24 protein-coding genes are annotated in these 26,053 nt (G+C 45.4%); 9 read left to right on the top strand and 15 right to left on the bottom strand.

The window, feature by feature from the left end:
* Window positions 1-128: 128 nt before the first annotated feature.
* A complete protein-coding gene (locus ON006_RS02505; protein ID WP_244823536.1) occupies window positions 129-629 on the bottom strand; it encodes a hypothetical protein in 501 nt (166 codons plus the stop codon).
* A 172-nt stretch (window positions 630-801) separates the two neighbouring features.
* Window positions 802-2,802, bottom strand: a complete 2,001-nt coding sequence (locus tag ON006_RS02500; RefSeq protein ID WP_244823535.1) for a T9SS type A sorting domain-containing protein — start codon at window positions 2,800-2,802, stop codon at window positions 802-804.
* A gap of 698 nt (window positions 2,803-3,500) precedes the next feature.
* On the opposite strand from ON006_RS02500, the gene ON006_RS02495 reads away from it, so the two are divergent.
* Window positions 3,501-4,139 carry a response regulator gene (locus tag ON006_RS02495; protein ID WP_244823534.1) on the top strand — a complete coding sequence of 213 codons (639 nt, stop codon included), beginning with the start codon at window positions 3,501-3,503 and terminating at the stop codon, window positions 4,137-4,139.
* 14 nt (window positions 4,140-4,153) lie between these two features.
* Here ON006_RS02495 and ON006_RS02490 read toward each other — a convergent pair whose 3' ends face one another.
* Both ON006_RS02490 and ON006_RS02485 read right to left on the bottom strand, forming a co-directional pair.
* Window positions 4,154-5,197: an aldo/keto reductase gene (locus tag ON006_RS02490; protein WP_244823533.1), complete on the bottom strand. Its 1,044-nt coding sequence runs from the start codon at window positions 5,195-5,197 to the stop codon at window positions 4,154-4,156.
* Between the two features lie 359 nt (window positions 5,198-5,556).
* On the bottom strand, window positions 5,557-5,748 hold the full coding sequence (locus tag ON006_RS02485; protein WP_244823532.1) for a hypothetical protein: 192 nt from the start codon (window positions 5,746-5,748) through the stop codon (window positions 5,557-5,559).
* Between the two features lie 591 nt (window positions 5,749-6,339).
* Between ON006_RS02485 and ON006_RS02480 the strand changes: the two genes are divergently transcribed.
* Together ON006_RS02480 and ON006_RS02475 are read left to right on the top strand one after the other, a co-directional pair.
* Window positions 6,340-6,870, top strand: a complete 531-nt coding sequence (locus ON006_RS02480) for a gluconate 2-dehydrogenase subunit 3 family protein (RefSeq protein WP_244823531.1) — start codon at window positions 6,340-6,342, stop codon at window positions 6,868-6,870.
* A 44-nt stretch (window positions 6,871-6,914) separates the two neighbouring features.
* On the top strand, window positions 6,915-8,654 hold the full coding sequence (locus ON006_RS02475) for a GMC oxidoreductase (protein WP_244823530.1): 1,740 nt from the start codon (window positions 6,915-6,917) through the stop codon (window positions 8,652-8,654).
* Here the strand turns inward: ON006_RS02475 and ON006_RS02470 are convergent.
* Together ON006_RS02470 and ON006_RS02465 are read right to left on the bottom strand one after the other, a co-directional pair.
* A complete protein-coding gene (locus tag ON006_RS02470; RefSeq protein WP_310590214.1) occupies window positions 8,651-8,941 on the bottom strand; it encodes a DUF433 domain-containing protein in 291 nt (96 codons plus the stop codon). The two genes, ON006_RS02475 and ON006_RS02470, sit on opposite strands and share 4 nt — an antisense overlap.
* A 33-nt stretch (window positions 8,942-8,974) precedes the next feature.
* Window positions 8,975-9,724, bottom strand: coding sequence for a DeoR/GlpR family DNA-binding transcription regulator (locus ON006_RS02465; RefSeq protein ID WP_244823529.1), 750 nt, complete (start codon window positions 9,722-9,724; stop codon window positions 8,975-8,977).
* Window positions 9,725-9,799: 75 nt separating this feature from the next.
* Between ON006_RS02465 and ON006_RS02460 the strand changes: the two genes are divergently transcribed.
* The 3 genes from ON006_RS02460 (at window position 9,800) to ON006_RS02450 (ending at window position 13,892) form a co-directional block, all read left to right on the top strand.
* Window positions 9,800-10,936 (top strand): MFS transporter, encoded by a 1,137-nt coding sequence (locus ON006_RS02460; RefSeq protein WP_244823528.1) that lies wholly within the window; start codon window positions 9,800-9,802, stop codon window positions 10,934-10,936.
* Window positions 10,937-11,273: 337 nt separating this feature from the next.
* A complete protein-coding gene (locus ON006_RS02455; RefSeq protein WP_244823527.1) occupies window positions 11,274-13,385 on the top strand; it encodes an alpha-amylase family protein in 2,112 nt (703 codons plus the stop codon).
* Between the two features lie 27 nt (window positions 13,386-13,412).
* Window positions 13,413-13,892 (top strand): group II truncated hemoglobin, encoded by a 480-nt coding sequence (locus ON006_RS02450; protein ID WP_244823526.1) that lies wholly within the window; start codon window positions 13,413-13,415, stop codon window positions 13,890-13,892.
* A gap of 13 nt (window positions 13,893-13,905) precedes the next feature.
* Here ON006_RS02450 and tnpA read toward each other — a convergent pair whose 3' ends face one another.
* The 8 genes from tnpA to ON006_RS02410 all read right to left on the bottom strand — a co-directional run bounded on the left by tnpA (window position 13,906) and on the right by ON006_RS02410 (window position 22,910).
* Window positions 13,906-14,367 (bottom strand): IS200/IS605 family transposase, encoded by a 462-nt coding sequence (gene tnpA / locus ON006_RS02445; RefSeq protein WP_244823525.1) that lies wholly within the window; start codon window positions 14,365-14,367, stop codon window positions 13,906-13,908.
* A 263-nt stretch (window positions 14,368-14,630) separates the two neighbouring features.
* Window positions 14,631-16,382 (bottom strand): SMP-30/gluconolactonase/LRE family protein, encoded by a 1,752-nt coding sequence (locus ON006_RS02440; protein ID WP_244823524.1) that lies wholly within the window; start codon window positions 16,380-16,382, stop codon window positions 14,631-14,633.
* Between the two features lie 19 nt (window positions 16,383-16,401).
* Entirely contained in the window at window positions 16,402-17,592 is a 1,191-nt protein-coding gene (locus ON006_RS02435) for an acetyltransferase domain-containing protein (protein ID WP_255773001.1), read from the bottom strand.
* 157 nt (window positions 17,593-17,749) lie between these two features.
* Window positions 17,750-18,649 carry an ROK family protein gene (locus tag ON006_RS02430; protein WP_244823522.1) on the bottom strand — a complete coding sequence of 300 codons (900 nt, stop codon included), beginning with the start codon at window positions 18,647-18,649 and terminating at the stop codon, window positions 17,750-17,752.
* A 100-nt stretch (window positions 18,650-18,749) separates the two neighbouring features.
* Window positions 18,750-20,000, bottom strand: coding sequence for an L-fucose:H+ symporter permease (fucP, locus tag ON006_RS02425; RefSeq protein WP_244823521.1), 1,251 nt, complete (start codon window positions 19,998-20,000; stop codon window positions 18,750-18,752).
* A gap of 35 nt (window positions 20,001-20,035) precedes the next feature.
* The gene (locus tag ON006_RS02420; RefSeq protein ID WP_244823520.1) at window positions 20,036-21,232 is read right to left on the bottom strand and encodes a glucuronyl esterase domain-containing protein; all 1,197 of its coding nucleotides are present in this window, start codon (window positions 21,230-21,232) and stop codon (window positions 20,036-20,038) included.
* Between the two features lie 84 nt (window positions 21,233-21,316).
* Window positions 21,317-22,075, bottom strand: coding sequence for an SGNH/GDSL hydrolase family protein (locus tag ON006_RS02415; RefSeq protein WP_244823519.1), 759 nt, complete (start codon window positions 22,073-22,075; stop codon window positions 21,317-21,319).
* 16 nt (window positions 22,076-22,091) lie between these two features.
* The gene (locus ON006_RS02410; protein ID WP_244823518.1) at window positions 22,092-22,910 is read right to left on the bottom strand and encodes an alpha/beta hydrolase; all 819 of its coding nucleotides are present in this window, start codon (window positions 22,908-22,910) and stop codon (window positions 22,092-22,094) included.
* Window positions 22,911-23,092: 182 nt separating this feature from the next.
* Here ON006_RS02410 and ON006_RS02405 point away from each other — a divergent pair, with 182 nt between their 5' ends.
* Together ON006_RS02405 and ON006_RS02400 are read left to right on the top strand one after the other, a co-directional pair.
* On the top strand, window positions 23,093-23,257 hold the full coding sequence (locus ON006_RS02405; protein ID WP_019944387.1) for a lmo0937 family membrane protein: 165 nt from the start codon (window positions 23,093-23,095) through the stop codon (window positions 23,255-23,257).
* Window positions 23,258-23,358: 101 nt separating this feature from the next.
* Entirely contained in the window at window positions 23,359-24,504 is a 1,146-nt protein-coding gene (locus tag ON006_RS02400) for a T9SS type A sorting domain-containing protein (protein ID WP_244823517.1), read from the top strand.
* A 5-nt stretch (window positions 24,505-24,509) separates the two neighbouring features.
* Here the strand turns inward: ON006_RS02400 and ON006_RS02395 are convergent, their stop codons facing one another.
* Window positions 24,510-25,196, bottom strand: a complete 687-nt coding sequence (locus tag ON006_RS02395) for an arylesterase (protein WP_244823516.1) — start codon at window positions 25,194-25,196, stop codon at window positions 24,510-24,512.
* A gap of 180 nt (window positions 25,197-25,376) precedes the next feature.
* Between ON006_RS02395 and ON006_RS02390 the strand changes: the two genes are divergently transcribed.
* Window positions 25,377-26,045 (top strand): ABC transporter ATP-binding protein, encoded by a 669-nt coding sequence (locus tag ON006_RS02390; RefSeq protein ID WP_244823515.1) that lies wholly within the window; start codon window positions 25,377-25,379, stop codon window positions 26,043-26,045.
* The last annotated feature ends 8 nt before the right edge of the window (window positions 26,046-26,053 follow it).

The raw sequence follows: 26,053 nt of genomic DNA, 5'->3' as shown, positions 1-26,053 counted from the left end.
AACCGTACCAGCACCCACTATCTTATTTAGTGGTAGAACTAATGCGTAAGCGGATAAATTTGTGGAATTGAGACAGTTAAATGTAGAATTTCGGCCACTAAACGCGGAGCAGCCAAAAGGCCAGCTCGCTAGATCGTAGCATTAACCACTTTGATATCACAGCCCACAACCGCATTGTTCACATATCCCACACTCACCCCGGAAACCTTGGTTGATTTCTTTGGTGGAAGCGGTGTTTTCAATGTAATGATTTTGGAAGTCAGGATAGATTGGGTATCAGAAAGATATTTGAATTCTACTTCAAGATTCTTGATGGTCTTGTCGGACATATTCTCGATAACCAGACTGTGAATCGCGATCCCTCCTACAGAGTGCCATTCGTTTTCAAGAATCTTGACTTTTCCCAGCAAAGTTGATTTGTCATTCCCCGGGATAGCACTTGAAGAATCGGCTCCACCGATGATCTCTGTTTTGGACTGCACAACCGCTTCGGGTTTCAGGAAATCAAACTGTTTGTAGTAATAAAGGATGTAAATAAATGCGCAAACCGGGACAATGGCGCTGATCCATTTCAATAAGGGTATAAGTATCTTCTTGAATTTGGCCTTTTTGCCTCTTCTTCCTGCCATAGATATTCTGTTAACGTTACTCTAAAGGTGCGAGATTAGGTTCTTGACGCAAATATACTACTCGCGAATACAAATTAACGCTAACTAAATGTATTTGACGTACTATTTAGACACAAAAAAACAAACCGCTGATGGCCACCAGCGGTTTGCATGTGTATCGTGTTGAACAGGACTATTGTCTTACAAACTTGTGAGTGCTGACGGAACCGTTGCTATGAATCATCTTCAGAATGTAAGTACCAGCGGAAAGATTTTTGGTATTGATTCCCGAGGATAGTGCGTTTGACGATTCAAAAACAGTTTTACCGGTCGCATTGATCACTTTCACCAGTTTAATTTTACTCCAGTCGGTCAAGTTGATGCTCAGGTTTTCATTACTGCTCACAGGATTCGGATACAGATAGTCTGAGATAGCGAATTTCACATTTTTGATCTGGCTATATGCGAAAGTTCCATCCAGATCCACCATTTTAAGACGATAGAAGTTCTGGCCATCCAAAGGTTTGCTATCACTGAAACTATAATACTGCAATGAAGTACTTTCATGATTAGACATTACAGTACCTATTTTAGACCAGTTTTTACCAGTTTGGCTACGCTCAATGTCAAAGCGGTCGCTGTTCGTTTCGGCAGAAGTAGACCAGGACAACGCTGTCGTGCTGCCCTCAGCAGCAGCATCAAATTTCACAAGCGTTACCGGCAGGTTGGTTTCGATGGTGACAATGAAAGCTGTAAATGCGCTCTGCCCAAATTGATTTGTCGCCAGTACGTCAAAATTATAAGTGTCGTTTTCATCCAGTTCAGGGCTTCCTGTCAGCTGACCTTCTGGGCTCAGAACGAAAGAGGGAGGTAAGCTTCCACCTAATGTCCTTGCAGACTGGTCAACTTCATATAGACTGTAAGTATGCTGCTCTGGGGTACTGCAACCAATGCTGAACCCAGCTAACGTTGGTGACGAGTTGGCCGTCGCTACTAAAATACTGCTGTTGACAGCTTCGCCAGCGATACTGCCCACGACACGACCGCCTGTAAATGCGACGGGGGGACGTGAACCCAGTTCATGAATACGCAAGCCGGTAAAAACATCCGCAACACCTGTGGAGGTAAAAACAATTCTATCAAAAGGTGCTCCTGGCGTAAACACTAAGTATGCCAGGTTGTTGTTTTGAAAATCGAGTAACTTGAGTCCTATCAGCACGCTCGAAATACTAACAGCGGCTCCTGCAGCAGTCGCCCCATTATAAGCCTGAATAGAAATTCCGGAGAGCACCGATAAATCAAGCAGCAACGCCGGCCTGGAAATTATAGCGACAACTTCATTAGTTCCCGGCGCTGTTTTACCCAGATAAATTGTCTGCTTCACTGTTGAGACAGCCCCAACATTTCCGTTTTGTAATAGAGAATAATTGCCTAAACTCACTATGCCATCAATCGCTTTTTCCGGATCCTGCAACGATTCTGAGAGTGTTAGCTCTATACCAACGGCCTCAGGGTCTATACCAGTAAAGGCATACTGACTTGCGTCACAAGGCGTGAAGCCACCGTTCTCATAAGTAACGACATGATAAACCTTCAAACTTAGCGTACCCAAAGCTAAGACTGATCCCAGCGAAGTAGTACTTCCGCCGAAATCCAAAGTCACTGTAATGCGATTGTATGCGAGTGTGGAAGTCACTTGCAGATATAAGTTACCAGAAGCATCCTTTACAAAGTGGCTTTGGGCTGTACCTGCGTTTGTAGTAACAAGTATGGTGTGGTTTTCCAATAAGCCCAAAACATTAACTAAACTCCCCAAGTCAAGGTTAATGCCCGTTTGGGTAGGCGCATCTACCCGCACATAGGAATGCTTGCCAGCTGCTACATTTGCGGGTAAAGTCAGGTTTATTATTGCCTTGCTGGCTATCGTCACCAAACTGGTCGCTTTGAGTCCTTCTGTATAAAGTGTCGCAAAATTCGCATCCGGCGCACCTACTGCGTTTGCTCCATTTGTAACAGAGCCCACTGCATCAAGAAGCAAGAAGCTGTCATCAACATGGCTGTTTGTCTGGCTGACCGCATACTCCTGTCCGTATGATACATTGCCAAGCGCGAGCAGCATTGCGACTACTAAAATAAGACTCCTATTTGTTTGACTTGTTAGACCTCGGATCAGATGGCTGATAGAACTTTTCATAGTAGTAGAGATTTTGAGATAAATAAAAAATCGTTTAAGTGATATAGAAAGTTTATAAACTCCTCGCGGAGCGTGATAAATAAACGGCTAACTGTTTATATACAGATAGTTAAAATCATTTCCAAACTGATAACCGGGCACAACGCTAATTTACCGATAGCTATATACGTCGGCATTCAGGATAATTTCCTAATTTTATTGTAGAGGTGTTTTCAGCATGCCAGCCAACCGAAGAGATGGGTTGTACCAGGTACTCGATAACTTAAAAATTAAGTAAAGTTGTCTCGTTTTTTAATGGTTTAGAACGTTAGATGAACCCCAAAATCTTGTAGTATTAGCTGGATCAGAAATGCCTTTTAGACACAACAGAATAGTACTTGTTGCAAATGTATCTATAAATATATCAAAACAAACCCACAAAATATTACTATTATTTGCCCCGCAATAATTGGTGGGTGTAGAATTAATTTTGGCTACATATCTTTTCCAGAGCGATGACGAGATTTACCGTTAAATAAGATTGGCACTTGTTTATAGTTGATTTTGATCGTTATTTCGTAAATAATTGCATTGATCAAAGAAAATATTAAATTAGAGGCATACTGTTTTTCAACGACCACACTTTTTTAGCAACCCATTGAACCCGCGCTAGTTTTGATAACCATCCAACTAGATGACGAATAGCACAAATTAGTTTTATGAATATAGTTTTAGTCGATGAACACCAGCTTTTAACGGATGCTCTACAGAATCTACTAGTCCTAATGCCGGAGGTAGACGATGTAGGTACTTATATAGACGGTAAAGAATTTTTAGCACACAGAAGCAATAACCCACCGGACATTCTGATCATGGATCTCATGATGAATGGTCTCAACGGACTTGAACTGCTTGACGTATGTAGAGCACGGTTCCCGAAAGAAATGAAGGTGATCATTCTCTCGGCCGTGGCAGACGTTCAGACAATCAAACACACGATCAGACGGGGAGCAAATAGCTTTCTATCCAAGTCGACCACATTTCAGGAATTCAAAGAATCCATTTTGCAGGTCAGTGCAGGCAAGCAATATATAGGACGGTCGATAAGAGATAATCTCATCAATAGCGTTTTTACGGACGAGCAAGTTGTTTTGCACCTCTCTCCCAGAGAAAAAGAGGTGCTTCAAAAGGTGTGCAGTGGACGCACGATCAAGGAGATTGCCTACGACCTGAAATTGAGTGCACATACTGTTCAGTACTACCACCGCAGCGTCATGGATAAGCTCAAAGTCAAACGTACCACCGATCTGATCGTTTATGCCATGCAGCACGGACTATATATTCCGGAAATGAAATAAGGGGGCCGAATCAGCTATCTTAGTTTTCCATAAAAGTCGGGAAGCGGATTCAAAGCCAAATTGTTGCGCTGGTGCCAATACGGATAAACGGGGGCCTTTTCGCTTGCAGTATCCAATTTCTTTATTTGCTCCAAAGTAAGGTCCCACCCTATTGCACCGAGGTTTTGTTTCAACTGCTCCTCGTTTCTGGCACCGATCACAATATTGGAAACGGTTGGCCTTTGCAATAACCAGTTCAATGCAACCTGGGCGACAGATTTCTGTGTTTCGGCAGCAATTTCGTCCAGGACATCGATCAGATTGTAAAAAAAATCGTCGGGAACAGCAGGCCCCTCTCCGCCTCCTTGCGCAATCCTTCCATCGGCAGGAATTGGCTGATTACGTCTGTACTTGCCCCCTAGCCGGCCTGCAGAGAGGGGACTCCAAACCAGCGTGCCGATTTTCTGATCAAGGCCTAGCGGCATCAGCTCCCATTCAAACTCCCGGCTCAGCAGTGAGTAATGTGCCTGGTGTGCTATATATTTCGCCCAGCCATATCGCTCCGAAACCGAAAGCGACTTCATCAGATGCCAGCCTGAAAAATTGGAACAGGCAATGTAACGGACTTTGCCGCTTTTGATCAGGTCGTTGAGCGCGCTCAGCGTTTCCTCAACCGGTGTATTGCCATCGAAACCATGCATATGGTAGATATCAATATAATCGGTTTGTAGCCTCCTGAGGCTATCCTCACAGGACCTGATGAGATTAAAGCGAGAAGAACCGAAGTCATTCGGTTTGTCTCCCATACGGAATGTCGCCTTCGTGGATAGCAGGATTTTATCCCTCAGACCAATGGTGGCTTTGCCTAGGATCTCCTCGGACAACCCCTGCGAATATACATTGGCCGTATCGAAAAAATTAAGTCCCACATCCATACAAAGACTTACCATCCGTGCCGCTTCGTCAACCTGGGTGTTACCCCAGGCTTTGAAAAAATCGCCGCCACCACCAAATGTTCCCGTCCCAAAGCTCAAAACCGGCACCTTTAAGCCCGACCCTCCTAATTGTCTGTGTTCCATTGTGATGATTAATTGACGTCAAGCTGGTTGACTTCGTATAATAAATATATAATAAATTCTACAATCTATAAGTAACATTTGATACCGTTTACTATATAGTTATTACCATTTGGTAATTGTTTTTGTGAATAAACTGAGTGTACATTTCCTTAGCAAATCCCACTTCAACAACTAAAAAAATGTATACCATGGTTTATTACAGCACCTCCATTCCACTACTAATCGTGACAATGCTTGTTATATTATCCTCCTTGCGAGCGTGTCTTGCGGGTGCAGGAATCCAACCCATTTGCCGTTACGGGGTTGAATCCGACGCGATAATATTAAGTATAGAACTTATAAAAGCCAAAGAGAGCGGATCATTGGGGAAAATTAAATTTCGCGTACAGGTCCAGCCCTACGACCAAAGAAACTATATAGCGGAATTTGATCAGGCTAGCGCCCGCTTTCAATTTAACCAACGCGATGTTGGAAGAAAGGTCAGGATCAGATTCGATCCTAAATGCCCCGAGCAGGTACTCCTCATCAAAAGGTTTTGAACAGACCCACATAAGAAAAAAAGGGCTGGGAAAATTTCCCATACCCTTTAAGCAACACACACCGTGTAACATTTAGTAGTCACATTGTTTAGACGCATTGAGCTGCGTTTCGTCACAAGATATATTTAGTCAGGTTTATTATTTCTTCATCAGGACAGAAAAATAACTCATTTATTGATAGTTAACAGCAATAAAAAAGCCTGTTAAAAAAATATCTTTCCTGAAATTTCAGGAAAGATATTTGCATTATTTACTCAACGTTCCTCTATTACTTAACCTCTAAACTTGAAGATTAGATTAAAATCTAATGCTTCGCCTAAGCCTCGGTTCAGAATATTAATCAAATGTGCACATTCCCTTTCAATCAAATGAAATGCGATGTGCAAACGGCGCTATTCGTTGAACCTTTGGAAAATCACCCCTAAAATTCACCGTATTAGCAGCCAATTTGATCGAAATAAATTAAAGTCGTGCTCCGAAAAGTGGGGAACTAGCTTTACCTGTCTTCTTTCTTGCTTAACGATGCGGTAAGAACCCCGATCATTATTATATTTATAAGTTTAATTGTAACATATTTCATTTCCTGACTTAAATCCTCGACCAATGAACCGTAGAGAAGCAGTTCAAAAAATAACCTTTCTGCTCGGAGGGACGATTTCCGCTCCCCTCATGGCAGGCGTGATGGGCGAAAAGCTAAATTTCGGGCCGTCCGTTACCATTTCCGACCAGCAGGAAGCATTACTGGCGGATGTAGCTGACGTCATTATTCCCACAACCGGTACCCCGGGGGCCAAAGCTGCTGGCGTTGAAAAATTCATTACCCGCATTATGCGTGATTGCTATCCACTGGAGGATCAGAAGAAATTCTATTCGGGACTGGAGAAAATCGATGCGCAAAGCAAAGAAGTGTATGGAAAAGGGTTTTCATCTCTGGACGCCACCCAGAAGAACGACATGGTTAAACGTACCACCGTTTCAGACAAACCATTTTTCCTGCAACTAAAAGGTCTTACCGTGACTGGCTATTTCACGTCCGAGATTGGAGCTACGCAGGCTTTGGATTACCTGCCGATCCCCGGAAGATTTGACGGCAGCTGGCCGATGCCCAAAGGCCAGAAAAGCTGGGCACTCTGATCTTGAAATGACTTATCCTCAATGAAATATTAATAGCACTCAAAATGGCGAATTTAAATATAGATGCAGTAAAAGAAATCACCTATGATGCGATCGTGATCGGTTCAGGGGTATCAGGAGGCTGGGCTGCCAAGGAATTGACCGAAAAAGGTTTAAAGGTGCTCATGCTTGAAAAAGGCAAAAACCTGGAACACGTTACAGGTTATGAAAATGCCCTGAAAGCACCCTGGGAATCGCAGTACAATGGCAGGCTGACCGTTAAACAAAAAGAAACACATCCATTCCTGTCCAGGGACTATCCGTATAATGAGATGACGGAGAAGTACTGGATGAATGACATGGATTCCCCATATGAAGAAAAGAAACGTTTTGACTGGTTCCGCCCTAATATCGTTGGGGGCAAATCCATTATGTGGGGACGCCAGTCGTATCGTTTGAGTGATATCGATTTTGAAGCAAACCTCAAAGACGGCGTTGCTGTCGACTGGCCGATCCGTTACAAAGACATTGCTCCATGGTACTCCTATGTTGAAAAGCACGTTGGGATCTCCGGAGAGAAACTAGGACTTCCCCAGTTACCAGACAGTGATTTTATTGCGCCAATGGATATGTACTTTGTAGAAAAAGAAGTACGTAAGAGACTTGAAAAAGAGTTTCCGGGACGGAATATGACTATTGGCCGTGTTGCGAACTTGTCACAGCCAACTAAAATTCAGCTCGAAGGAGGACGTTCTCCATGCCAGTACCGCAATCGCTGCTCGCTGGGTTGCCCTTATGGCGCCTACTTCAGCACCCAGTCCAGTACGCTTCCGCCCGCTGTCAAAACTGGTTTATTAACACTACGTCCTGACTCCGTCGTAAGAGAAATTATTTACGACGCGAAAAAATCCGGCGGCAACGGGGTTGGTAGTGGTCGTGCAACCGGGGTACGGGTTGTGGATTCTGTTACTTTACAGGAAAAAGAGTACTTCGCGAACATCATATTTGTTTGTGCGAGTGCATTGGCTTCGACAGCACTATTACTCAATTCTACGTCTGACCGTTTCCCAAATGGTATGGGTAATGATTCGGGAGAGCTGGGACATAACCTGATGGATCACCATTTCCGTACGGGAGCAAGTGGTGTTTGGGAAGGTGACCTCGACAAATACTATTTCGGACGTCGTGCCAATGGTATCTACATTCCACGTTACCGCAATATCGGTTCCGACAAGCGTGACTACCTGCGCGGATTCGGATACCAGGGTGGTGGCGGTCGTCAGGGATGGCAGCGTAATGTGGCCGAACTTGCTTTTGGAGCAGATTTCAAAGAAGAGCTAACCACGCCAGGTGCTTGGACGATGGGTTTTGGCGGTTTTGGCGAGACATTGCCATACCATGAAAACTATATGTATCTCAGCAAAGAGAAGAAAGATAAATTCGGAATTCCTACCGTAGTTTTCGACGCTGACCTGCGTGAGAATGAGAAAAAAATGAGGAAAGACATGATGAATGATGCTGCTGAAATGCTCGAAAAATCAGGCCTCAAAAATGTAAAAACCCACGACAACGGCTCTTACCTTGGAATGGCCATTCATGAAATGGGAACAGCCAGAATGGGACGCGATCCAAAAACATCGGTATTGAATGGTAACAATCAGCTGCACGCTGTGAAAAACGTATTCGTTACCGACGGAGCTGCGATGACTTCCGCTTCCTGCGTGAATCCATCGCTTACCTACATGGCTCTAACCGCCCGTGCCGTCGATTTCGCAGTAAAAGAGTCAAAAAAGAAGAATATTTAACAAGTACGGAAGGAAGACTTTCCAGGTTTTTGAAACCTGGAAAGTCTTTTAAAAAATCTCCAATAAACCAAATGTTTAGTATTCTCCTCACGGTTAGCCGCGAATGCAAGTGCTGCAAGAATATCCTCCTTGCTCAAAGCTGGAAAATCTTCAATCACTTCATCATAGGTCATGCCACTGGCAAGCCATCCCAGAATATCCCAAACGGCTATCCTAGTACCCGTAATACAAGGCTTCCCGAAACGAATTTCATGATTGATATTGATTCTTTGCTGCCAGCTTTGCATAGACTCTTCCCGTTTTACTCAAATTCACAATTTTCACAGAACTTTCACTCCAAGCCTTTTAAAACCCTCGAACTTTTTATCGGTGGAATCCACTTCAGTGACGATGTAGTCCAGGCTTTCGATGGGGCACACCCGGTATAACTCAAATGTCCCTACTTTTTCGAATGTGCTCAACGCGACTGCTGTTGCCGAATGTGCCAGCATAGTCTGCTTCAATTCCGCTTCTTCCAGGTAGCTAGCAGTAACCCCTCTTTCCGTGTCCAAAGCACAGATCCCCATCATATACAAGTCGGCCTGAAAATTCTCAACCATTCTGATGGCCTGCAGCCCCACAATAGTCTCAGATTCCTTCAAATAGGTTCCACCTAAAATGATCAGTTTGATGCCATTGTAAGCCGAAAGTGCAGGAATAATAGCAGTATTATTGGTAATGACCGTCAGTTTAATATCTGCTGGTAAAAGCGAAACCAATGTAAAAACCGAAGTCCCACCGTCCAGAAAAACAGTCTGTCCATTCTTCACCAGGGATTGCGCTTTCAAAGCAATCACCTCCTTGTCGTCCTTCAGGTATCCGATCCGCTCTTTGAAACTGAGCGGATTATGTGACCGAGGAATGGCCCCTCCCCTGATTTTCAACAGCAAACCGCTGTTATTCAATGCGTCAATGTCCCTTCTTACCGTATCCTCCGACACTTCCAGTTCGCTGCTCAGTTGCGCAAATCCGACTTCATTTGAATCCCGAAGCCTTTCCAGTATATAGGCGAATCGTTTTTCCTTTACCATTCCAATTTCTTTTTTGCAATTTTATGCAAATTTGCATTTATTTGCAAATCTAATGATCTCAATTTATTTGAATGCATGGAAGAGAAACTCAAAATAAGCGCCGCACGCAGGGCTACTTTACTTATTTTTCTGGTCTGCGGGATCGGGCTCTCAAGCTGGGCGCCTATGGTTCCTTTTGCCAAAATAAAACTGGGACTCAATGATGCCGATCTCGGCATTGTATTGCTTTCATTAGGTGCAGGCGCCATTTTTACCATGCCGGTCACCGGACTATTGATCAATAAATTTGGCAGCCGTCGTATGGCGCTTATTTCCGCGCTGATCATTGCATTCGTACTTCCGTTGCTTTTAATGGCCCCTACTTCCTATCTGCTGGCAGTTGCGCTATTCATATTTGGAGCAGGAATTGGATCTGTTGATGTCGCCATGAATGCACAGGCCGTACTGGTCCAGGAGCGTCATGGCAGCCACATTATGTCGTCATTTCACGGAATGTTCAGCGTAGGCGGGCTTCTTGGCTCCATTGGCTTAGGGTTTCTGATCAAAGCCGGATTGTCCCCCACGGTAGCCGCTGTGAGCATTTCCGGGTTGCTGATTCTGATTACCGTTACGCAGTTCAAATACCTGCTACCACATGCCGAGGAAGCCAAAATGGACAGTACTAATTTCGTACTACCAAAGGGTGCGGTACTGGTTTTGGGACTAATGTGCTTTATATTGTTTCTAGCAGAAGGCTCATTGTTGGATTGGAGCGCTGTATTTTTACAGTTTTCAAGAGGTTTTGATCCATCACTTTCGGGTGTAGGGTACGCTGCATTTTCTGTTGCAATGGCAATGATGAGACTTACCGGGGACGGCCTCATTCACCGCCTGGGCTCCGCAAAAGTGGTATTTTACGGTACATTACTGGCCGGCTCCGGCTTCCTGATCGCTGTCCTGACGCCCTGGGCCGCAGTAGCCATTGTTGGGTTTGTATTAGTGGGACTTGGTGCGGCGAACGTAGTGCCAGTATTTTTCACCGCCGCCGGAAGCATTCCCAATGTCCCTCCTAGCATAGCCATATCCGCAGTTACCATTCTGGGATATTCTGGACAGCTTGCCGGCCCCGCATTAATCGGAATTATCGCAGAATTTACCTCTCTTTCTCTTGCGCTGGGCCTTGTAGGAGTAATGCTGTTCGTGGTCGCAGTCACCTACCGGCACCGGGAATAATTTGGGCAAAAAATCAGAAGTTTCTCCATGTTCCTATCCCGGTACCTGCTCTAGCAATAGCCGACATGATCGTTAACGGGTATGAGAACCTCACGTCCATATTAATTCGCTGAAAATTGAAATTGCTCCCGAGCTAAGGGCCGAACTTCAGAAAGGAAATTTCTCCAAAAATCCCTTCCGGACATTCAAAACATTATGACGATTGTCATATTGATGTCTATTTGGATAGCGAACTATCTTTTGAGCCAATACAAAAAACTGGCGTTTAAAAGCCTTCATTCCATTCAGTAGAACCCAATTACTTCCTCACTTTCCCCTTAAACGACCTTCAATCAGAATGAAAAAGTTATCTGCGCTGATTTGCCTTCTTATTTTTACCCAAAATATTGTTGCTCAAAAGCCTGCTGGAAAAGACTTCTGGTGGAAAAGAAACAATCTCCGGGTCATTCAAATGAACCTGCCTTCCTACGAGGCTGCGACGATCAATGCGGATTCGATTGTGACCGACCTCGTTCATTTTTCGGCCAATACATTATTGATTAATGCAGGAGGTATCATGGCTTTTTATCCTTCTAAACTGGATTTTCATTATATCAATCCGTATATGAGGCCGGGAGTGCTGGCCGATATCGTCAAAAAATGCCACGAAAAGGATATCAAAGTAATCGTTCGCTTCGATTTCAGCAGGGTACACGAAAATATATACAAAGCGCATCCCGACTGGTGTTACATTTCTCCAAAAGGCGAACGGATCATCAACACCGATATGTATGTAGTGTCGATCAATGCGCCTTATGTGCAGGAAAAGGCATTCAAGATCATTGAAGAAGTGATTGACCTGTTTCCTATAGACGGGATTTTCCTCAATATGCCTGGCTACCAGGTCAATAATCCATACGAAGGCAAGTACCACGGCATTGACCAGAATGATTACGATAAAAAACGATTTGCCGAATTTTCGGGTGGACAAACTCTTCCTACCGAGGAGAACAAAGCGGATCCTTTGTTTCAAAAGTATCTGGAATTCAAAAAAAGTACAGTGGAGGATTGGTCGGAGCGATTACATAAGCTGGTCAAATCAAAAAATGAACAAATAGCGATCTGTACGTATTCCGACAAATTCGTTGACATTATCAGGCACGAGTCGCAGAGCATGACAACCCTGCCCTACTGGCCCTACACCGCTTCGGACAATGTCGGGAATGCCGTCAATTCATTTCCTGATCACATTGTCAGCAATGCAAGTATCCAGCAGATTTCATTCCAGTCGCGCTACAATGCTGTTGAGCCTCAGGAAGTTCAGATCCGGCTCTACGAGAATATTGCCAATGGCTCGGGCCTGGATATGAGTATGATGGGTGACATGCGGGGCTACGAGGACGAGCGTAATTATGAGGTTTTCAGAAAAGTTTATGCATTTCACAAAAAGCACGAGCCCTATTTTGGTAAATATAAATCCGTTGCAAAAATTGCCATTGTCGCCCCCGGCGCGTGGCCAAATGGCGAGCCCATGCAGGAGTACCGGGGCGTCCAACTGATGTTACGGGAAGCGCACATTCCTTTTGATATCATTGAAGACGGGCAAATCGCCAATCTGGCTGATAAGGTCAAGGCCTATAAGTTGTTGATACTTCCCGAGATCACGTATTTGAAACCCGAGTCCATTGAGATACTTAAAGAGGCCTCCAAGCTGGGCACCAACCTTATAGCCACGAACAGAACACTGTTTGATAATCCTGAAACACTGTACCAACTGTTCGGTGCGAAGATTGAAAAGAAAGATAATGATGGCGCAGGAAATTATCTGGTGCCCGATAACCGTCAGATCTTCAAGAGCTTTCCAGGCCAGTCAATGCTTTTCTGGAAGTTTAACCTCGGCTTGTACGACCTAAGCGGAACCGACGCAAAATATCTCCCAATATTAGCGAAAGGTCGGCCCGGACCTCCCGAAATCATAGGTGGCCACGACCCTACCGGGTATTATGCCATGGGCATTAAAAACCACGCAAAAAGTAGAGGGATTATTTTCCCCGTAAATCTCGGTCGCATTTATTACATGCATGGCTACCAGGAGCATAAAAACCTACTCTTGGATGCTATCAACTACATTTTACCGGAAGCTTCGCAAACCGTACAAACGAATGCCCCGGCAAGAGTTGAAACTATTTTAAAGGAATTTACCCGCAATACCGTCATCAATAAAGAGAAGACTTCGAGCGACGGAATGATCCTGCATTTGGTGAATCTGACGGGTTTTAGTGGCAATACTTATTTTGAACCACTACCGCTTTACAAACTGACATTCAGGGTCCGGTCGGAAAAGCAGCCTAAGAAAGTATTTGGTCTGACAAACGGGCAACCGGTGAAATTTACTTACAAAGGCGGTTTCATTGATTTGGAAATACCAAAACTCGAAGGATTTGAAGGTATCGTAATGGATTGGAATTAAAGCTGTCGACCAACAAAAAACATCACCATGGAAAATGATCTAAACAAAATCCCCAGCCTCTACGAATGGGCAGGTGGTATGCCGGTATTTGAAAAACTGACCGATTTATTTTATAAAAAAGTACTATCTGACGAGCTTCTGGAACCGGTTTTCAGGCATATGTCGCGGGAACATCAGTTGCACGTCGCCCACTTTATTGCCGAAGTTTTCGGAGGCCCTGAAATGTACAGTACCAGTGAAGGAAGTCATTTCAAAATGATTCAAAAGCATTTATCCAAACACCTCACGGAACAGCATCGCCAGCGCTGGGTTTCGTTGTTGCTGGAAACGGCCAATGAAATAGATTTGCCTGCTGACCCGGAATTCCGTTCTGCATTCGTCGCCTACATTGAATGGGGTACCCGCATTGCCGTCATCAATTCCAATGTCGATGATCTCGCCATGAATCCCGGCGAGCCCATGCCAAAATGGGGCTGGGGCGTACCGGGCGGGCCTTATTTGGGATAATTTTGATTGCTGGCTATACTAGCTCTTCGAATATGTATTTTTCATCGAAATCAATGTCCCTCTCTTTCAGCATTTTCATAAATTCCCCTCTGAATTGAATGTTTTGATGATGTTGATCCTGGTTGAGAATGTATTTGACATGCCGGTCAATGTCTGACATGCTAATTGAAAAAGCACCATAACCACTTTGCCAGTGAAATTTGACAGGTGTAAATTTATTTTTGTTGATAAACTCCGAACTGTCTCCTTTCACCAGTCTCATCAATTCAGCTACGGCCTGTGTAACATTGTAACCGACCAGCATATGTACATGATCCGGCATCGAATTGATTGCCATCAATTTGTGCCCGTTGTTCTGAGTAATTCCGGTAATGTATTTGTGAAGAGATTCCCGCCATTCCGGCGAAATAGTGGCATTTTTAAATTTTACAGCGAAGACGAAGTGAATGTAACATCGGGAATAGATATCGTTCATCTGAAATTACGTTTAAATGGATGCCATTTAGACGCGGATTGAATAAAACCGTCACATACGTTAAAAATACGTGCAATGCGGTAGCCCCTACGGGGCATCAACAACCACGATATTCATTTTTTTCTAGTAACGGGTAGCCGCTCTGCGGCATTAATTTTGCCGCAGAGCGGCTACCCGTTACTGGAAAAATGTTTGTGATTAGGATTAAATGCCCCGTAGGGGCTACCCTGTTTCAGCGATGCGATTGGAAAATTTGCCGTTATTCACAATTTGGGCGCATCCGGTTTGTTCGGCACATCCCAGTTATTGGCTCCTCTCACTTTCAGTTTTCTGCGATAGACTTTATCATTGGCAGTAACATAGATCACGTCAAAGTCCTTGCCGCCGAAAGCAACATTGGAGGCAGCACCGTTGGGTGTGGGCAGGATCGCATTCACTCGCCCTGTCTGGTCGAGTATTTGTATTCCGGCACGTGTTGCCACATAAATACGCCCGTCGCGGTCACAGGTAATACCGTCGGCCCATGCGTTTTCTTCGGTATCACGCACGTGCAGCCACCCGAATTTTTGTTTGTTGGTCAATGTCCCGTCCGGTTTGATCTGGTAGGACCAAACCCAGTGAGAGGTTGACTCAGTTACATACAAAAGTGTTTGGTCGGGAGACAATGCTGCACCATTGGCATAAAGAATTCCCTGATCCGCAATGACCTTTTCCCCGATGGGTTTGATCAGGTAAATCGTACTGGGTTTTTCCTTGCCGTCCGGAGATGTAACGTAAATATTGCCGCTATTCGAAACAGTCAGATCATTCCCGGAAATTTCTTTGACGATATCCTCCTTTTTGTTTTTTGAATCATAGCGAGCAATTGAAAGTGATTTTTTGGCAACCTCCAACCGGTTTCCATCTTTGTCAAACTCAGTTCCGCTGGCATTCTGCGAATCCTCATTGACGATAACTGGTTTCCCGCCAGCCGCTACCTTGTATGTTTTGGAGTTAGGAATGTCCTGGTAAAAAATTTCACCTGCCTGATTGGCTGTTGGACCTTCCGTAAATCTATAACCCTCTCCTACCAGCTCCCAGCCTTCCCCCGGAAGCATGATCGTAGCAAGTACCTGATTTTGTGAAGCGCCGGACTTGATACTTTCGGGCCACCCTTTCCATAAATAACGCATCGCCTCGGGAAACAATGCTGTTCCCTGCTTACCATTGTGACCGCCCTCTCCCCATTGGTGCTTTACTTCATACCCCGCAAATGTCAACGCACGCAACATAGTTTGATTGGCCATCCACCAGTCGCCTGCATAAATATTGAGGTCATTGGCACCGTCCTGCATGTAGATACGGATCGGTTTGGGCTCGTACTTTCTGACCAGTATCGGGTAACGGTCGGCGCCACGCAGTCCTACATACGTTCCTATCGCGCTATACACGCGGGAGAATGCATCCGGGCGCTCCCACGCAGCCGTGAATGCACACACAGCCCCGCTGCTCGATCCTCCGATAGCGCGGTCGTTACCATTTTTCGATAACCGGATCGCCCTCCCGTCGCTGGTTTTCTGCTTTTCCACTTCCGGCAATATTTCATCGAGTATAAACTTTGCATAACTATCACCAAGCCCGTCAAATTCAAAACTGCGGTTAAAACGGTCATTCGCTTCGGTTGGGTTCGCCGCTTTTACCCTGCCGTGCATCACGAAAACACCAATCGTGACGGGCATTTCATTTTTATGAATGAGGTTGTCGAACACCACAGGTGCATTCCATTGAATGCCGTCCTGGTTCACGTACACGCAGGCCGGTTTGTCGGGCTTGTACTGTGCCGGCACATACACCCAGTATTCGCGCCAGGTGCCGGGGAATATTTTGGACTGATCAAATGTAAATTTCAAAACTTCACCTTTCGGAACACCTGCCTGTTCAGTGGAAGCGGGATCAACCGGGTAGCTCTCGACCGGGGCCTGAGCGGAAAGTTTTTGGACAAAAATGCAAAGCGCAATCAGTACAATGTGTTTCATAAAACAGTCAGAAAGGATTTTATAAATAACTCAGCCACCATTGCTTAGCCCTGGCCCTGTACGCACCAAACCATTTACAGGGAATATAAAGAGAAGCCACGATCAACAACCAGATCACATAAACGATACCCAGCTCGTAGCCAAAATCTAACGGCCGGAATTTAAAAAACAGTTTATCGTCCGTAGCCTGCTGCCAGGTGTACCCGGAAGAAAGTACCGCGATCATGATGAGGATATGGATCAGGTAAAAATGCAGCATGAAGTAAAAAAATGGTACTTTTCCGTAGACCGTGAATATCCTGGCCAATGCATTATCGGCTTTTTCAGTAAATGCGAGAATAATCAGGATTGGCCCCTGGGTCATCAATGTAAACAGCAACGACGGCGGGTATTTACTTACATTCATAAATGAGAGAAATGTCTGGAAACCCGTCTTTTGCACGGCCCAATGGGCGGTGTCGCCGTAACCGTTTATGAATCTTAAAACGATAAAAAGAATGGTCAACACGATACCAGAGGTCAGTAGCATCTTCCTTCTTCTTTCCTCCGGGAAACCTCTTTTATACAATGTCCCCAGTCCATAACCGGCCATCATGATCCCCGACCACGGCAGAATGACGTATAAAAACCCGATCGTACCGCCATCACCTCTCGGCAGGAATGTTCCTCGGCCGGTGAAGAATATGCGCATTACAATGTCCAGCGTCGAGTTTTCCGCCACCTTCACATAGTTCAGAAAATTGTGCCCAAAAATCAGAATGCAACCTACTACCATGATGGTTTTAGGAGAAACAAAGCGTACCAGCAAGCCCAGGACGATCATACTACATCCCAGCGCCCAAAGTACCGCGAGGAAAATCGTTTTGAATGTAATGTCGAAGGAAAAACCGAATGTCATGAAAACGATTTCCACGAAAATAAGCCAGAAACCGCGTTTGATCAGAAACGAAGAGGTATCAGTAACCGTTTTATTTTGTCCTGCCAGATAGGCCGAAATGCCGGATAGCAACATGAAAGAGGGAGCACAGAAATGAGTGATCCATCGTGTAAAGTAAAGTGCAGCGGTTGTACTCTGAGGATCGAGCGGATCGGCGGTGAATGCGGTAATGTGAAAATAATCGCGAACATGATCGAGAGCCATAATGACCATGATAGCACCACGAACTATATCAATAGATTTTATGCGGTGGAGTGTACCGGCTGTTGTCATACCGCTTGGCTAGGAATTCAATGTAATTTACTCACTAAGAAGTGACTTAAAACATTGATTTACTGGCTAATGACCCACTATCAGTCACAAATGCATAAAAAAGGGATGACTAGCATCCCTTTTCTGGTTCAATCTTATCTTTTTCTTCGAAGGTCCATTACAGTAACGCCGCCCCGAACACGCCCGCACTATCGCCCAGTTTCGGTTTAAGGATCGGAGTAGTCACAACGCCTTTGTTGAAAATGTACTTCCTGATTCGCTCGTAACCAGCCGTGTATAGCAGCTCTACATTACCTACTCCTCCTCCAATCACGATCAGCCCCGGATCCAGCACATTGATAAGTGTCGAAATAGCTCTTCCGTAATATTCCAGCAACCGCTCGATGGTAGCATTGGCATGTTCATCATTACCAAGGTGAAAACGTTCCAAAATCACTTTCATAGACACTTTTTCGCCGCTAACACGCTCGTAGTAACGTTCCAGCGCCGGGCCGGAAATAACTTGTTCCACGCAGCCTGCCTTGCCGCAATAGCACGGCTCGCCACCTTCTTCAAGAATATTATGGCCCCATTCCCCTCCAATTCCGTGATGTCCGGCGATGATCTTATTGTTCACTACCAATCCTCCGCCAACACCTGTCCCCATGATCACTCCGAAAACAACCTCGGCAGTCGGATGCTCTTTACCGGCTCCGATCAATGCTTCCGCTAGTGCAAAGCAGTTGGCATCATTTGCAAGCTGACATGGCACACCCAGTATTCTTTCAAGATCCGCTTTCAATGGTTGCCCGTTCAGACAGATCGTGTTGGAATTTTTCATGAGGTGGGTATCCGGTTCCAGCACGCCCGGCGTCGCAAAACCTACCTTGTTCGGCCTTTCGCCAACTTGCTCGGCTACCATATCGATCAGTCTTTTAATCTGATTCAGGATGTGGTCATAACCGTTCGCAGATTCTGTCGGAAGTCTCATTCGAACCACTACTTCCAGGTTCCGGTCTGAATCCAGTACCGCGCATTCTATTTTTGTACCTCCTAAGTCAATTCCCCAGAGTTTCATATTTTTTGGCAATCGGCTGTCGGCAATCGGCTTTCAGCTTTCGTTTTAATGATTTTATTAACTAATTATGGCCTTTCGGCCCTCGACATAACATGCTATGTTACTCAACTTTGTAAAATTTGTAGCCGAACATGAAAATCACCGCGTAGCAAATGATTGGCAGATAGTAGGCGTGCGCTACGTTTGTTTCTGCTACTGCACCCATTGCAAAGGGGAAAAATGCTCCTCCTACTACACCCATTGAGATAAATGACGATGCTTGTTGCGTATGAGCACCCAGGTTTTTTAATCCAAGACTAAAAATAGTAGGGAACATGATACTGAAGAAGAAGTTTAGCATCAGCAATGCGATAAATGATGGCCAGCCCAGGCTTTGCGCGATGATGAGACACATTACAATATTGCAGGCAGCAAAAATCGCAAGCAGGGAATGAGGCGCAATAAAACGCATCAAGAATGTGCCTACGAAACGGCCAGTAAGCATCAACACGAAGAAAATGATCATGTAGTTGCCAGCCACAGCGTCGGTGAAACCCATTTTTTCGTGACCGTAGTTGATAAAAAACGCCCAGGTACCTGCTTGTGCAGCTACATTGAAAAATTGCGCCAAAACAGCCCATTTGAAATGTCTGTGCTGGAAAAGGCCTTTTTCAGGATGCGTATCCACATTGGCAGCAGCAGGATCAACGGCTCCGTGTGGATCAATCAGAGCTGGTACTTTAACAAATGAAAACAAAACTGCGATCGTAGCGATCACACTTCCGATGACGATGTACAATGTTTTGACAGAAGTAAGGTCTGTACTGCCTTCCACATTATTTCTTAGCAAAAAATAAGACCCAACCGCCGGTCCGATAATGGTACCCAATGCATTGAATGCCTGGGCAAAGTTGATACGCATATCACTGGTACGCTGGTCGCCAAGCGAAGCAACAAATGGGTGAGCCACCGTTTCCAATGTGGAAAGACCGCAGCCCAGAATGAACAATGCTCCTCCAAAGAATGGAAATGAAGCCGCAGCAGCAGCCGGCACAAACAAAAACGACCCGATTGCAAACAGCGTCAGTCCAAAAAGTACACCGTTTTTATACCCGAACCGCTTCATGAACAACCCCGCAGGGATACCCATGACCCCATACGCTCCGAAAATCGCGAATTGTACGAAAGCAGACTGGGTTTTAGTCAGACTTAAAACGTGTTGAAAGTGCTTATTTAAAACATCTCCCATCGTAATGGCAATTCCCCAGAACATGAAAAGCGAGGTCACAAAAATCAGTGTGATGAGATACTTATGCTCTGTAAATCGGGGGGGTGTTGTGTTTACTGTGCCGGAAGACGGGATGTTGCTCATTTAGTTGAATAGTAAAATTAAATATTAGGTCAGGTCTATTTCTGCAAATGTAAATCAGAGAAAGTTAAAAACTGTATCCAGTCGAACATTTTAACGTCGTGCCCGCCGGGGCGAATGTGAAAGCCTATTTGGCCGAAAACTGGCTCATTCAGGGCTGGAAATGTGGTTCCGGCAAATCCTTTGGTACCTAAAAACTTATAAATGCCGTCAGACGCCTTCGCAGTTTCGAATTCCCCGGCAGGATCAGCATTTCTATCTTCCTCAGCAGTAGCCAGATAAACCGGTCTCGGAGCGATCAATGCCATCACAAAATGCTGATCGAAGGGTAGCTCCGAATCTTTGTCCATATATTTTCTCAAACTTTTGGCATACCAATGCGGAAACACGGTGCAGAGCCTGGTGATATTTTCACCGATACCCCGACGAAACTGTTTCCCGCCACCCGCTCCTGACTCATTGCTCAGCACCATTGCAAAGCGCTGATCGGTCGCACCGGCCCAGAATGCGGCTTTTCCTAATCTAGAAAAGCCAAAAACCGCTACCCTCTTTGCGTCAATGTCCTTGTCCGTTTCAATGTAATCCATCCCGCGACTCAGTGCCCACGCCCAGGCGGCCATGGTACTGAAATTATCTTCCCGGTTTTGCAATTCGGGATAAAGTGTATGGACGCCGGTCTGGAACATGGTTTCCTTTCTGTCCGAGGCAATTTCCTCCCGGTACATCGTCACCAATGCATAACCTCTGTCCAGAATGCTGTCCACCGCCCATTGACTGGCATTGACGCCCCGACATGTCTCGGTTGCCTTTCCGTTTTCACCACACGGGAACATTTTGCTGTTTTCTACCCAGGCGGTTGTCAATTTCACTCCGGGATCAGCAATAATGGCCTGATTACCAATAAAATTAATACCGATAATGGCAGGTACAGGATGCTTTGCTTTGTTGGGAATGTATATCAGAAGATCAAACTGCGCCTCTTTGTCTTTTTCTTTAATGTGAACGGTGACCTGCTTGCGGGTAGCTTTTCCACCTAGCGCCTTGGGATCATTGTCAAAGACTTCGAAACGCATATTTTTCGGGCGGCCGGGTGAGGTGCCGTACATTTGCGTTGTCATGATTTCAAGGATCTCTTTCCTCCGCGCAGGCCATTGTTTTACGGATTTCACCTTTTGACCATTGTTAAATAGTAATGGATCAGGTAAAGGATTATTCTGGGCGGATACTTCGTTCAAGCCAGCCAGGCAGATTATCAAAAACAACCGAAATAGCTTCATAATGTAATTGGAGAAGGCTTTTGTATTGAATCCTAAATGTTATTAACCCACTAGTCCCAGTGTTGGACCCGCTTTTTCCAGCCAGAACCTGGCCATCAGCTCGTGGTCGGCTGGCATAGGGTGAATGCCGTCCCAGATCCAGTATTCCGCCGGTGCTTTTGCCAATGCATCATTAAATGCGGACTGAAATGGAATGTAAACCGTGTTAAATTCCTCCGAAAGCAGCTTCACAATTTTCTGACGCTTGGCAATTTCGGTCTGGTATATTTCAAGGTTTTCTTTCACTCTTCCTACCGGCAGCAAAAACGGTTCGCAAAGCACCAGTTTCACGTCCGGGAGCTTTTCCTTCGTCAGTTTTAGTAATGCGCGGTAATCATTTTCAAACTGTTCGGGCGTGCAGGATGCATTGCCTTTGATGGCAGCTTCCGTATCATTGATGCCCACCAAAATGTTGATTACATCGGGTTTCAGGTCAATCGTGTCGGTCTGCCAGCGTTCGGCCAAGTGTGTGATCCTGTTTCCGCTAATGCCGCGGTTGAAGAAATGCAGTCCTTTGGCCGGAAAATCATACCACAGCCGACTGGCGATAATATAGGCAAAGCCATGCCCCATCGCGTGGTTCCAGTCCGTATTTCTGGTCCGGTTTCCATCCGTAATGGAGTCTCCCTGAAACAGCACGGTCAGGTCCCCTTCTTGTTTATTTAGTTGCCCTAATGAGCGTGAAAACAATTTTTCCGGTACCATTGCCGATATAGTCGCGCCGGCAAGAGCATTGAGCAAAAACTTCCGTCGGTCGTTCATCAGCGTTTTGTAAACGTTATTTTTTATTGAAATAATTACTCATAAACAGGAGCTGATACTGTACTGCATTGGTCCAGTAAGGCCAGTTATGTCCGCCGGGACGGGTAAGATAGTCGTGTGGAATGTTGCGGTACAAAAGCTGTTTGTGCAAATTTTCGTTGACTTCATAAAAGAAGTCCTCCGTTCCACAATCGATGATGAGAGCCAGATTATTGGGAGTCAGCAGGTGCAACATATTGACGACGGTATTTTTCTCCCAGCGTTCCGGCTGTTCTGCCAGTTTGCCAAGTCGCTTGGCCATATCCCAATTGTTTGGAAAAGGACGGATATCCACGCCGCCGCTCATGCTACCCGCCGCACCAAAGACATCCTGATGCTTGAATGCCAGGTACAATGCGCCGTGGCCACCCATGCTCAGCCCGGTTATAGCCCTGCCTTTGCGGTCCTTCACCGTTTTATACTGAGCATCCACAAATGCCACCAGTTCTTTGGAAATGTAAGTTTCATACTGCGACTGGGCATCCACCGGGCTGTCCCAGTACCAGCTGCTATATCCACCGTCGGGGCACACGATGATCATATTATGCAGGTCAGCCGCTTTTTGGAAACCCGCAGCCTTGGTAACCCACCCTGCGTGGTTGTCGCTATATCCGTGCAAGAGATAAACGACTGGTAATGTGGTGGCTGAATTGTAATTATCGGGCTTGATAATGACTGCTTTCAACTTCTTTTTCATGACATTACTGTACACTTCTACCGTATCAACAACCGATGCCTGAGCCCATGAATGGATAATGGTGAAAAGGAAAATGGTAAGTAAAACGCTTTTTTTCATTGGTAATCAAAAATATGCTTTGAGAAAATTTTCTACAACTTACAGTTTTAAATCATATCTGCATCGCAAATATTGTAGAATACGGGGAATAAAAAGGCCTCATTCCCGTGCCATTGCGCTGGCACTTAAATTGATATAATCCTGGTATATATAAAATAACTCTAACTCAAAATATCAAGACAATGGGAAATCTTCTTTATACAATAGCTGTCATCCTGGTTATACTTTGGCTGATCGGCTATTTCGGCTTCGCAAGCTTTGGACTAGGTAACATTATCCACATTCTTTTGGTGATTGCAGTAGTTGCAATAATTCTTCGGGTGATACGTGGCGACAGGGTTGTGTAGAGAGTATCCATTCAATAAGAAAGGCCCGTAACTTGTTTTTATAACAGGTTGCGGGCCTTATTTTTTTGTAATTTAGAACCAAATACCAACCTCCTCCATATATGCACATACTTCTATCTAAAACATTCCTATACCGCCAGCGTACCCTTTTATTGATTTCAGCTTTTGCACTCGGCAGCCACTTTGTCGTTGGGCAAACCTATTTGGGAAACGTGGAATTCACCAGCCAGAACGCGCTCAATTCGTGGAGTTCAAGCTGGAAATCGGTTTCAGGAAATGTATACATTACCAGCCTTGTCGATAATGTGATAACCAGCCTGTCGCCCCTGCAAAATCTTGAATCCGTAACCGGTTCGGTTATCATCAGTGAAAATCATAGCCTGACCACATTAGCTGGTTTGGACAAGCTGAAAACGGTCGGTGGCCTTGAAATTTCCTTCAATTCAACGCTGACGAACATCAATGCAATCCAGATGTTGACGACTGTGAATGGTTCCGTCAATATTCTGGGCAATCAAAACCTTACCACTTTGAATGCATTAAACAATGCCCTGAGCATAACCGGCGACCTCACCATTAAAAACAATCCCAAACTTTCTCAATGCAATGTCAATGCAATCTGCGAGTTTCTGAACAATCATTCATCTTTTACTTATCTCAATGTTTCCAACAATGCCGGTAGCTGTTTCAATGAAGCATCCCTCAATACCGGCTGCAATGGAGCTTTGCCCGTAGTACTTGCAAACTTCGAAGTGATCGTTGAAGGAGCGACTGCGCTGCTGCGCTGGGCTACCTCACAGGAAACCAATATTCGCGATTTTGAGATTGAAAGCAGTAATGATGGCACTCAATGGCATTGCGACGGTACCGTCAAAGCAAATGGTGAAAGCACCGCCTTACTCCAATATATGTTTATAGATTCATCGCCGGGAGAAGGAAATCACTACTACCGGCTCAAAATGAATGATTTGGACGGCTCATTTGCGTATAGCCGAGTGCGTTCCATCCATTTGGGCAAATCGGGCATTTCACTATACCCTAATCCTGTCGCCGATCGGCTGTATATCCGGGGTGCCGGCACATTCAATTTGCTTCAGGTATTCGATTCACAAGGGCGTTCCGTTCTGACAATGAGAGAAAATCCGGCCAGAGGGATTCCGGTTGCTACCTGGAAAAAAGGTTTTTATATGATCAAAATAGTCGGCCAGAAAGGGTCTTCTAAAAATTTCCGGATCATCAAAAACTAGTAATTTTAAAGCAGTCCTTGAATTTTCTCCCAGACATTCTCGGCCACGATTTTGTGGCCTTCTTCGGTAGGGTGGATTCCGTCCGGCAGGTTCAGTTTGGCCTCGCCGCCTACGCCCTCCAGTAAAAACGGTATGAGCGTCAGATCGTTTTTCGCGGCAATGTCAGCGTAAACAGCCCGGAATTCGGAGGCGTATTGTTGTCCCATATTGGGCGGGATCTGCATGCCGGCCAGTACCAGCTTGGCATCCGGATACTTGGCATGCACCTTATCGAGAATGGCTTGAAGGTTCTTTTTAGTTTCCGAAACAGGAATACCGCGCAGGCCATCATTCCCCCCAAGTTCGAGTATGAACACATCCAGGGGTTGTTTGAGAAGCCAGTCGATGCGGCTGTTACCACCCGAAGTAGTCTCCCCGCTCACGCCTGCATTGATAACTTTATAGTTGAGCCCCAGCGAATCGATCCGCTTCTGGATCAGGCCAGCAAATGCCTTCGACGGGTCATCCAGGCCATATCCTGCGGTGAGACTGTTGCCAAAGAATACAATGGTTTTCTTTTTGGCAGCGGGCTTTTTGGCAGTAGTTGCGACGGAATCGGGCTTGCTTGTGGCGTCTTCTTTCTTTTCACCTGAACAAGAAACCAAAAAGGATACGGCTATCAGGTACAGAAACAATAATGGGGAGCGGTTCATATTTATATCAAACTAAAAATCAATACAGGTAGCGGGTGTAGCCACGGTCTTTCCCATTCATTTAGTTTTAAACGCCGTTTACACTATATTTATGTGCAACAGAAATCGAAAAGAACCAAATTCGGATAAATGCAGTTGCCCAGACTTAGCACCACGCAAACATAAAATTAGAAACAATTGATGGATACCATACTCGATCTGCAGCAAGTAAGTAAAATTTATAAAAGCGGAGACCGTTCCTTGACTGTTTTAGATCATATTAATTTCTCAGTAGAGGCCGGCTCGACCATGTCGATCGTAGGCCCATCCGGAAGCGGCAAAACGACATTGCTTGGCTTGTGTGCAGGTCTGGACCGGTCTACCTCAGGCGTGGTGGAGCTTCACGGCACCAAATTGAACGGCCTTAGTGAAGATCAGCTGGCTGCCGTCAGAAACTTGTATGTAGGCTTTATATTTCAAAATTTCCAGTTGCTTCCGACACTCACAGCACTGGAAAATGTAATGGTCCCATTGGAATTAAGGGGAGAAAAAAACGTCAAGCCAAGAGCCCTGGACCTGCTCGACAAAGTAGGCCTCTCGGAGCGAAGCCACCACTACCCTACCCAGCTCAGCGGCGGTGAGCAGCAGCGCGTTTCCCTTGCCAGGGCTTTTTCAAATAAACCTCAGATCCTTTTCGCGGATGAACCCACGGGAAACCTCGATGCAGAAACCAGCGAAAAAGTGGTCAAACTGCTTTTTGACCTGAATAAAGAGGCCGGAACGACATTGGTAGTCGTGACCCATGACCTGGAACTGGCTGCGAAAACACAGCGCATTATCCGTATCAAAGGCGGCAAACTGGTTGAATAGCAAAAAAG

It is taken from the genome of Dyadobacter pollutisoli (genome assembly GCF_026625565.1).
GTDB classification, from domain to species: Bacteria; Bacteroidota; Bacteroidia; order Cytophagales; family Spirosomataceae; genus Dyadobacter; species Dyadobacter pollutisoli.
The sequence above is the reverse complement of the archived record's forward strand: the minus strand, read 5'-3'. Positions and strand labels throughout refer to the sequence as shown.

What these genes read in the sequence shown, in the direction of transcription:
- ON006_RS02505 (WP_244823536.1), bottom strand. Translation starts at nt 629, where the DNA reads ATGGCAGGAAGAAGAGGCAAAAAGGCCAAATTCAAGAAGATACTTATA.
- ON006_RS02500 (WP_244823535.1), bottom strand. Translation starts at nt 2,802, where the DNA reads ATGAAAAGTTCTATCAGCCATCTGATCCGAGGTCTAACAAGTCAAACA.
- ON006_RS02495 (WP_244823534.1), top strand. Translation starts at nt 3,501, where the DNA reads ATGAATATAGTTTTAGTCGATGAACACCAGCTTTTAACGGATGCTCTA.
- ON006_RS02490 (WP_244823533.1), bottom strand. Translation starts at nt 5,197, where the DNA reads ATGGAACACAGACAATTAGGAGGGTCGGGCTTAAAGGTGCCGGTTTTG.
- ON006_RS02485 (WP_244823532.1), bottom strand. Translation starts at nt 5,748, where the DNA reads ATGTGGGTCTGTTCAAAACCTTTTGATGAGGAGTACCTGCTCGGGGCA.
- ON006_RS02480 (WP_244823531.1), top strand. Translation starts at nt 6,340, where the DNA reads ATGAACCGTAGAGAAGCAGTTCAAAAAATAACCTTTCTGCTCGGAGGG.
- ON006_RS02475 (WP_244823530.1), top strand. Translation starts at nt 6,915, where the DNA reads ATGGCGAATTTAAATATAGATGCAGTAAAAGAAATCACCTATGATGCG.
- ON006_RS02470 (WP_310590214.1), bottom strand. Translation starts at nt 8,941, where the DNA reads ATGCAAAGCTGGCAGCAAAGAATCAATATCAATCATGAAATTCGTTTC.
- ON006_RS02465 (WP_244823529.1), bottom strand. Translation starts at nt 9,724, where the DNA reads ATGGTAAAGGAAAAACGATTCGCCTATATACTGGAAAGGCTTCGGGAT.
- ON006_RS02460 (WP_244823528.1), top strand. Translation starts at nt 9,800, where the DNA reads ATGGAAGAGAAACTCAAAATAAGCGCCGCACGCAGGGCTACTTTACTT.
- ON006_RS02455 (WP_244823527.1), top strand. Translation starts at nt 11,274, where the DNA reads ATGAAAAAGTTATCTGCGCTGATTTGCCTTCTTATTTTTACCCAAAAT.
- ON006_RS02450 (WP_244823526.1), top strand. Translation starts at nt 13,413, where the DNA reads ATGGAAAATGATCTAAACAAAATCCCCAGCCTCTACGAATGGGCAGGT.
- tnpA (WP_244823525.1), bottom strand. Translation starts at nt 14,367, where the DNA reads ATGAACGATATCTATTCCCGATGTTACATTCACTTCGTCTTCGCTGTA.
- ON006_RS02440 (WP_244823524.1), bottom strand. Translation starts at nt 16,382, where the DNA reads ATGAAACACATTGTACTGATTGCGCTTTGCATTTTTGTCCAAAAACTT.
- ON006_RS02435 (WP_255773001.1), bottom strand. Translation starts at nt 17,592, where the DNA reads ATGACAACAGCCGGTACACTCCACCGCATAAAATCTATTGATATAGTT.
- ON006_RS02430 (WP_244823522.1), bottom strand. Translation starts at nt 18,649, where the DNA reads ATGAAACTCTGGGGAATTGACTTAGGAGGTACAAAAATAGAATGCGCG.
- fucP (WP_244823521.1), bottom strand. Translation starts at nt 20,000, where the DNA reads ATGAGCAACATCCCGTCTTCCGGCACAGTAAACACAACACCCCCCCGA.
- ON006_RS02415 (WP_244823519.1), bottom strand. Translation starts at nt 22,075, where the DNA reads ATGAACGACCGACGGAAGTTTTTGCTCAATGCTCTTGCCGGCGCGACT.
- ON006_RS02410 (WP_244823518.1), bottom strand. Translation starts at nt 22,910, where the DNA reads ATGAAAAAAAGCGTTTTACTTACCATTTTCCTTTTCACCATTATCCAT.
- ON006_RS02405 (WP_019944387.1), top strand. Translation starts at nt 23,093, where the DNA reads ATGGGAAATCTTCTTTATACAATAGCTGTCATCCTGGTTATACTTTGG.
- ON006_RS02400 (WP_244823517.1), top strand. Translation starts at nt 23,359, where the DNA reads ATGCACATACTTCTATCTAAAACATTCCTATACCGCCAGCGTACCCTT.
- ON006_RS02395 (WP_244823516.1), bottom strand. Translation starts at nt 25,196, where the DNA reads ATGAACCGCTCCCCATTATTGTTTCTGTACCTGATAGCCGTATCCTTT.
- ON006_RS02390 (WP_244823515.1), top strand. Translation starts at nt 25,377, where the DNA reads ATGGATACCATACTCGATCTGCAGCAAGTAAGTAAAATTTATAAAAGC.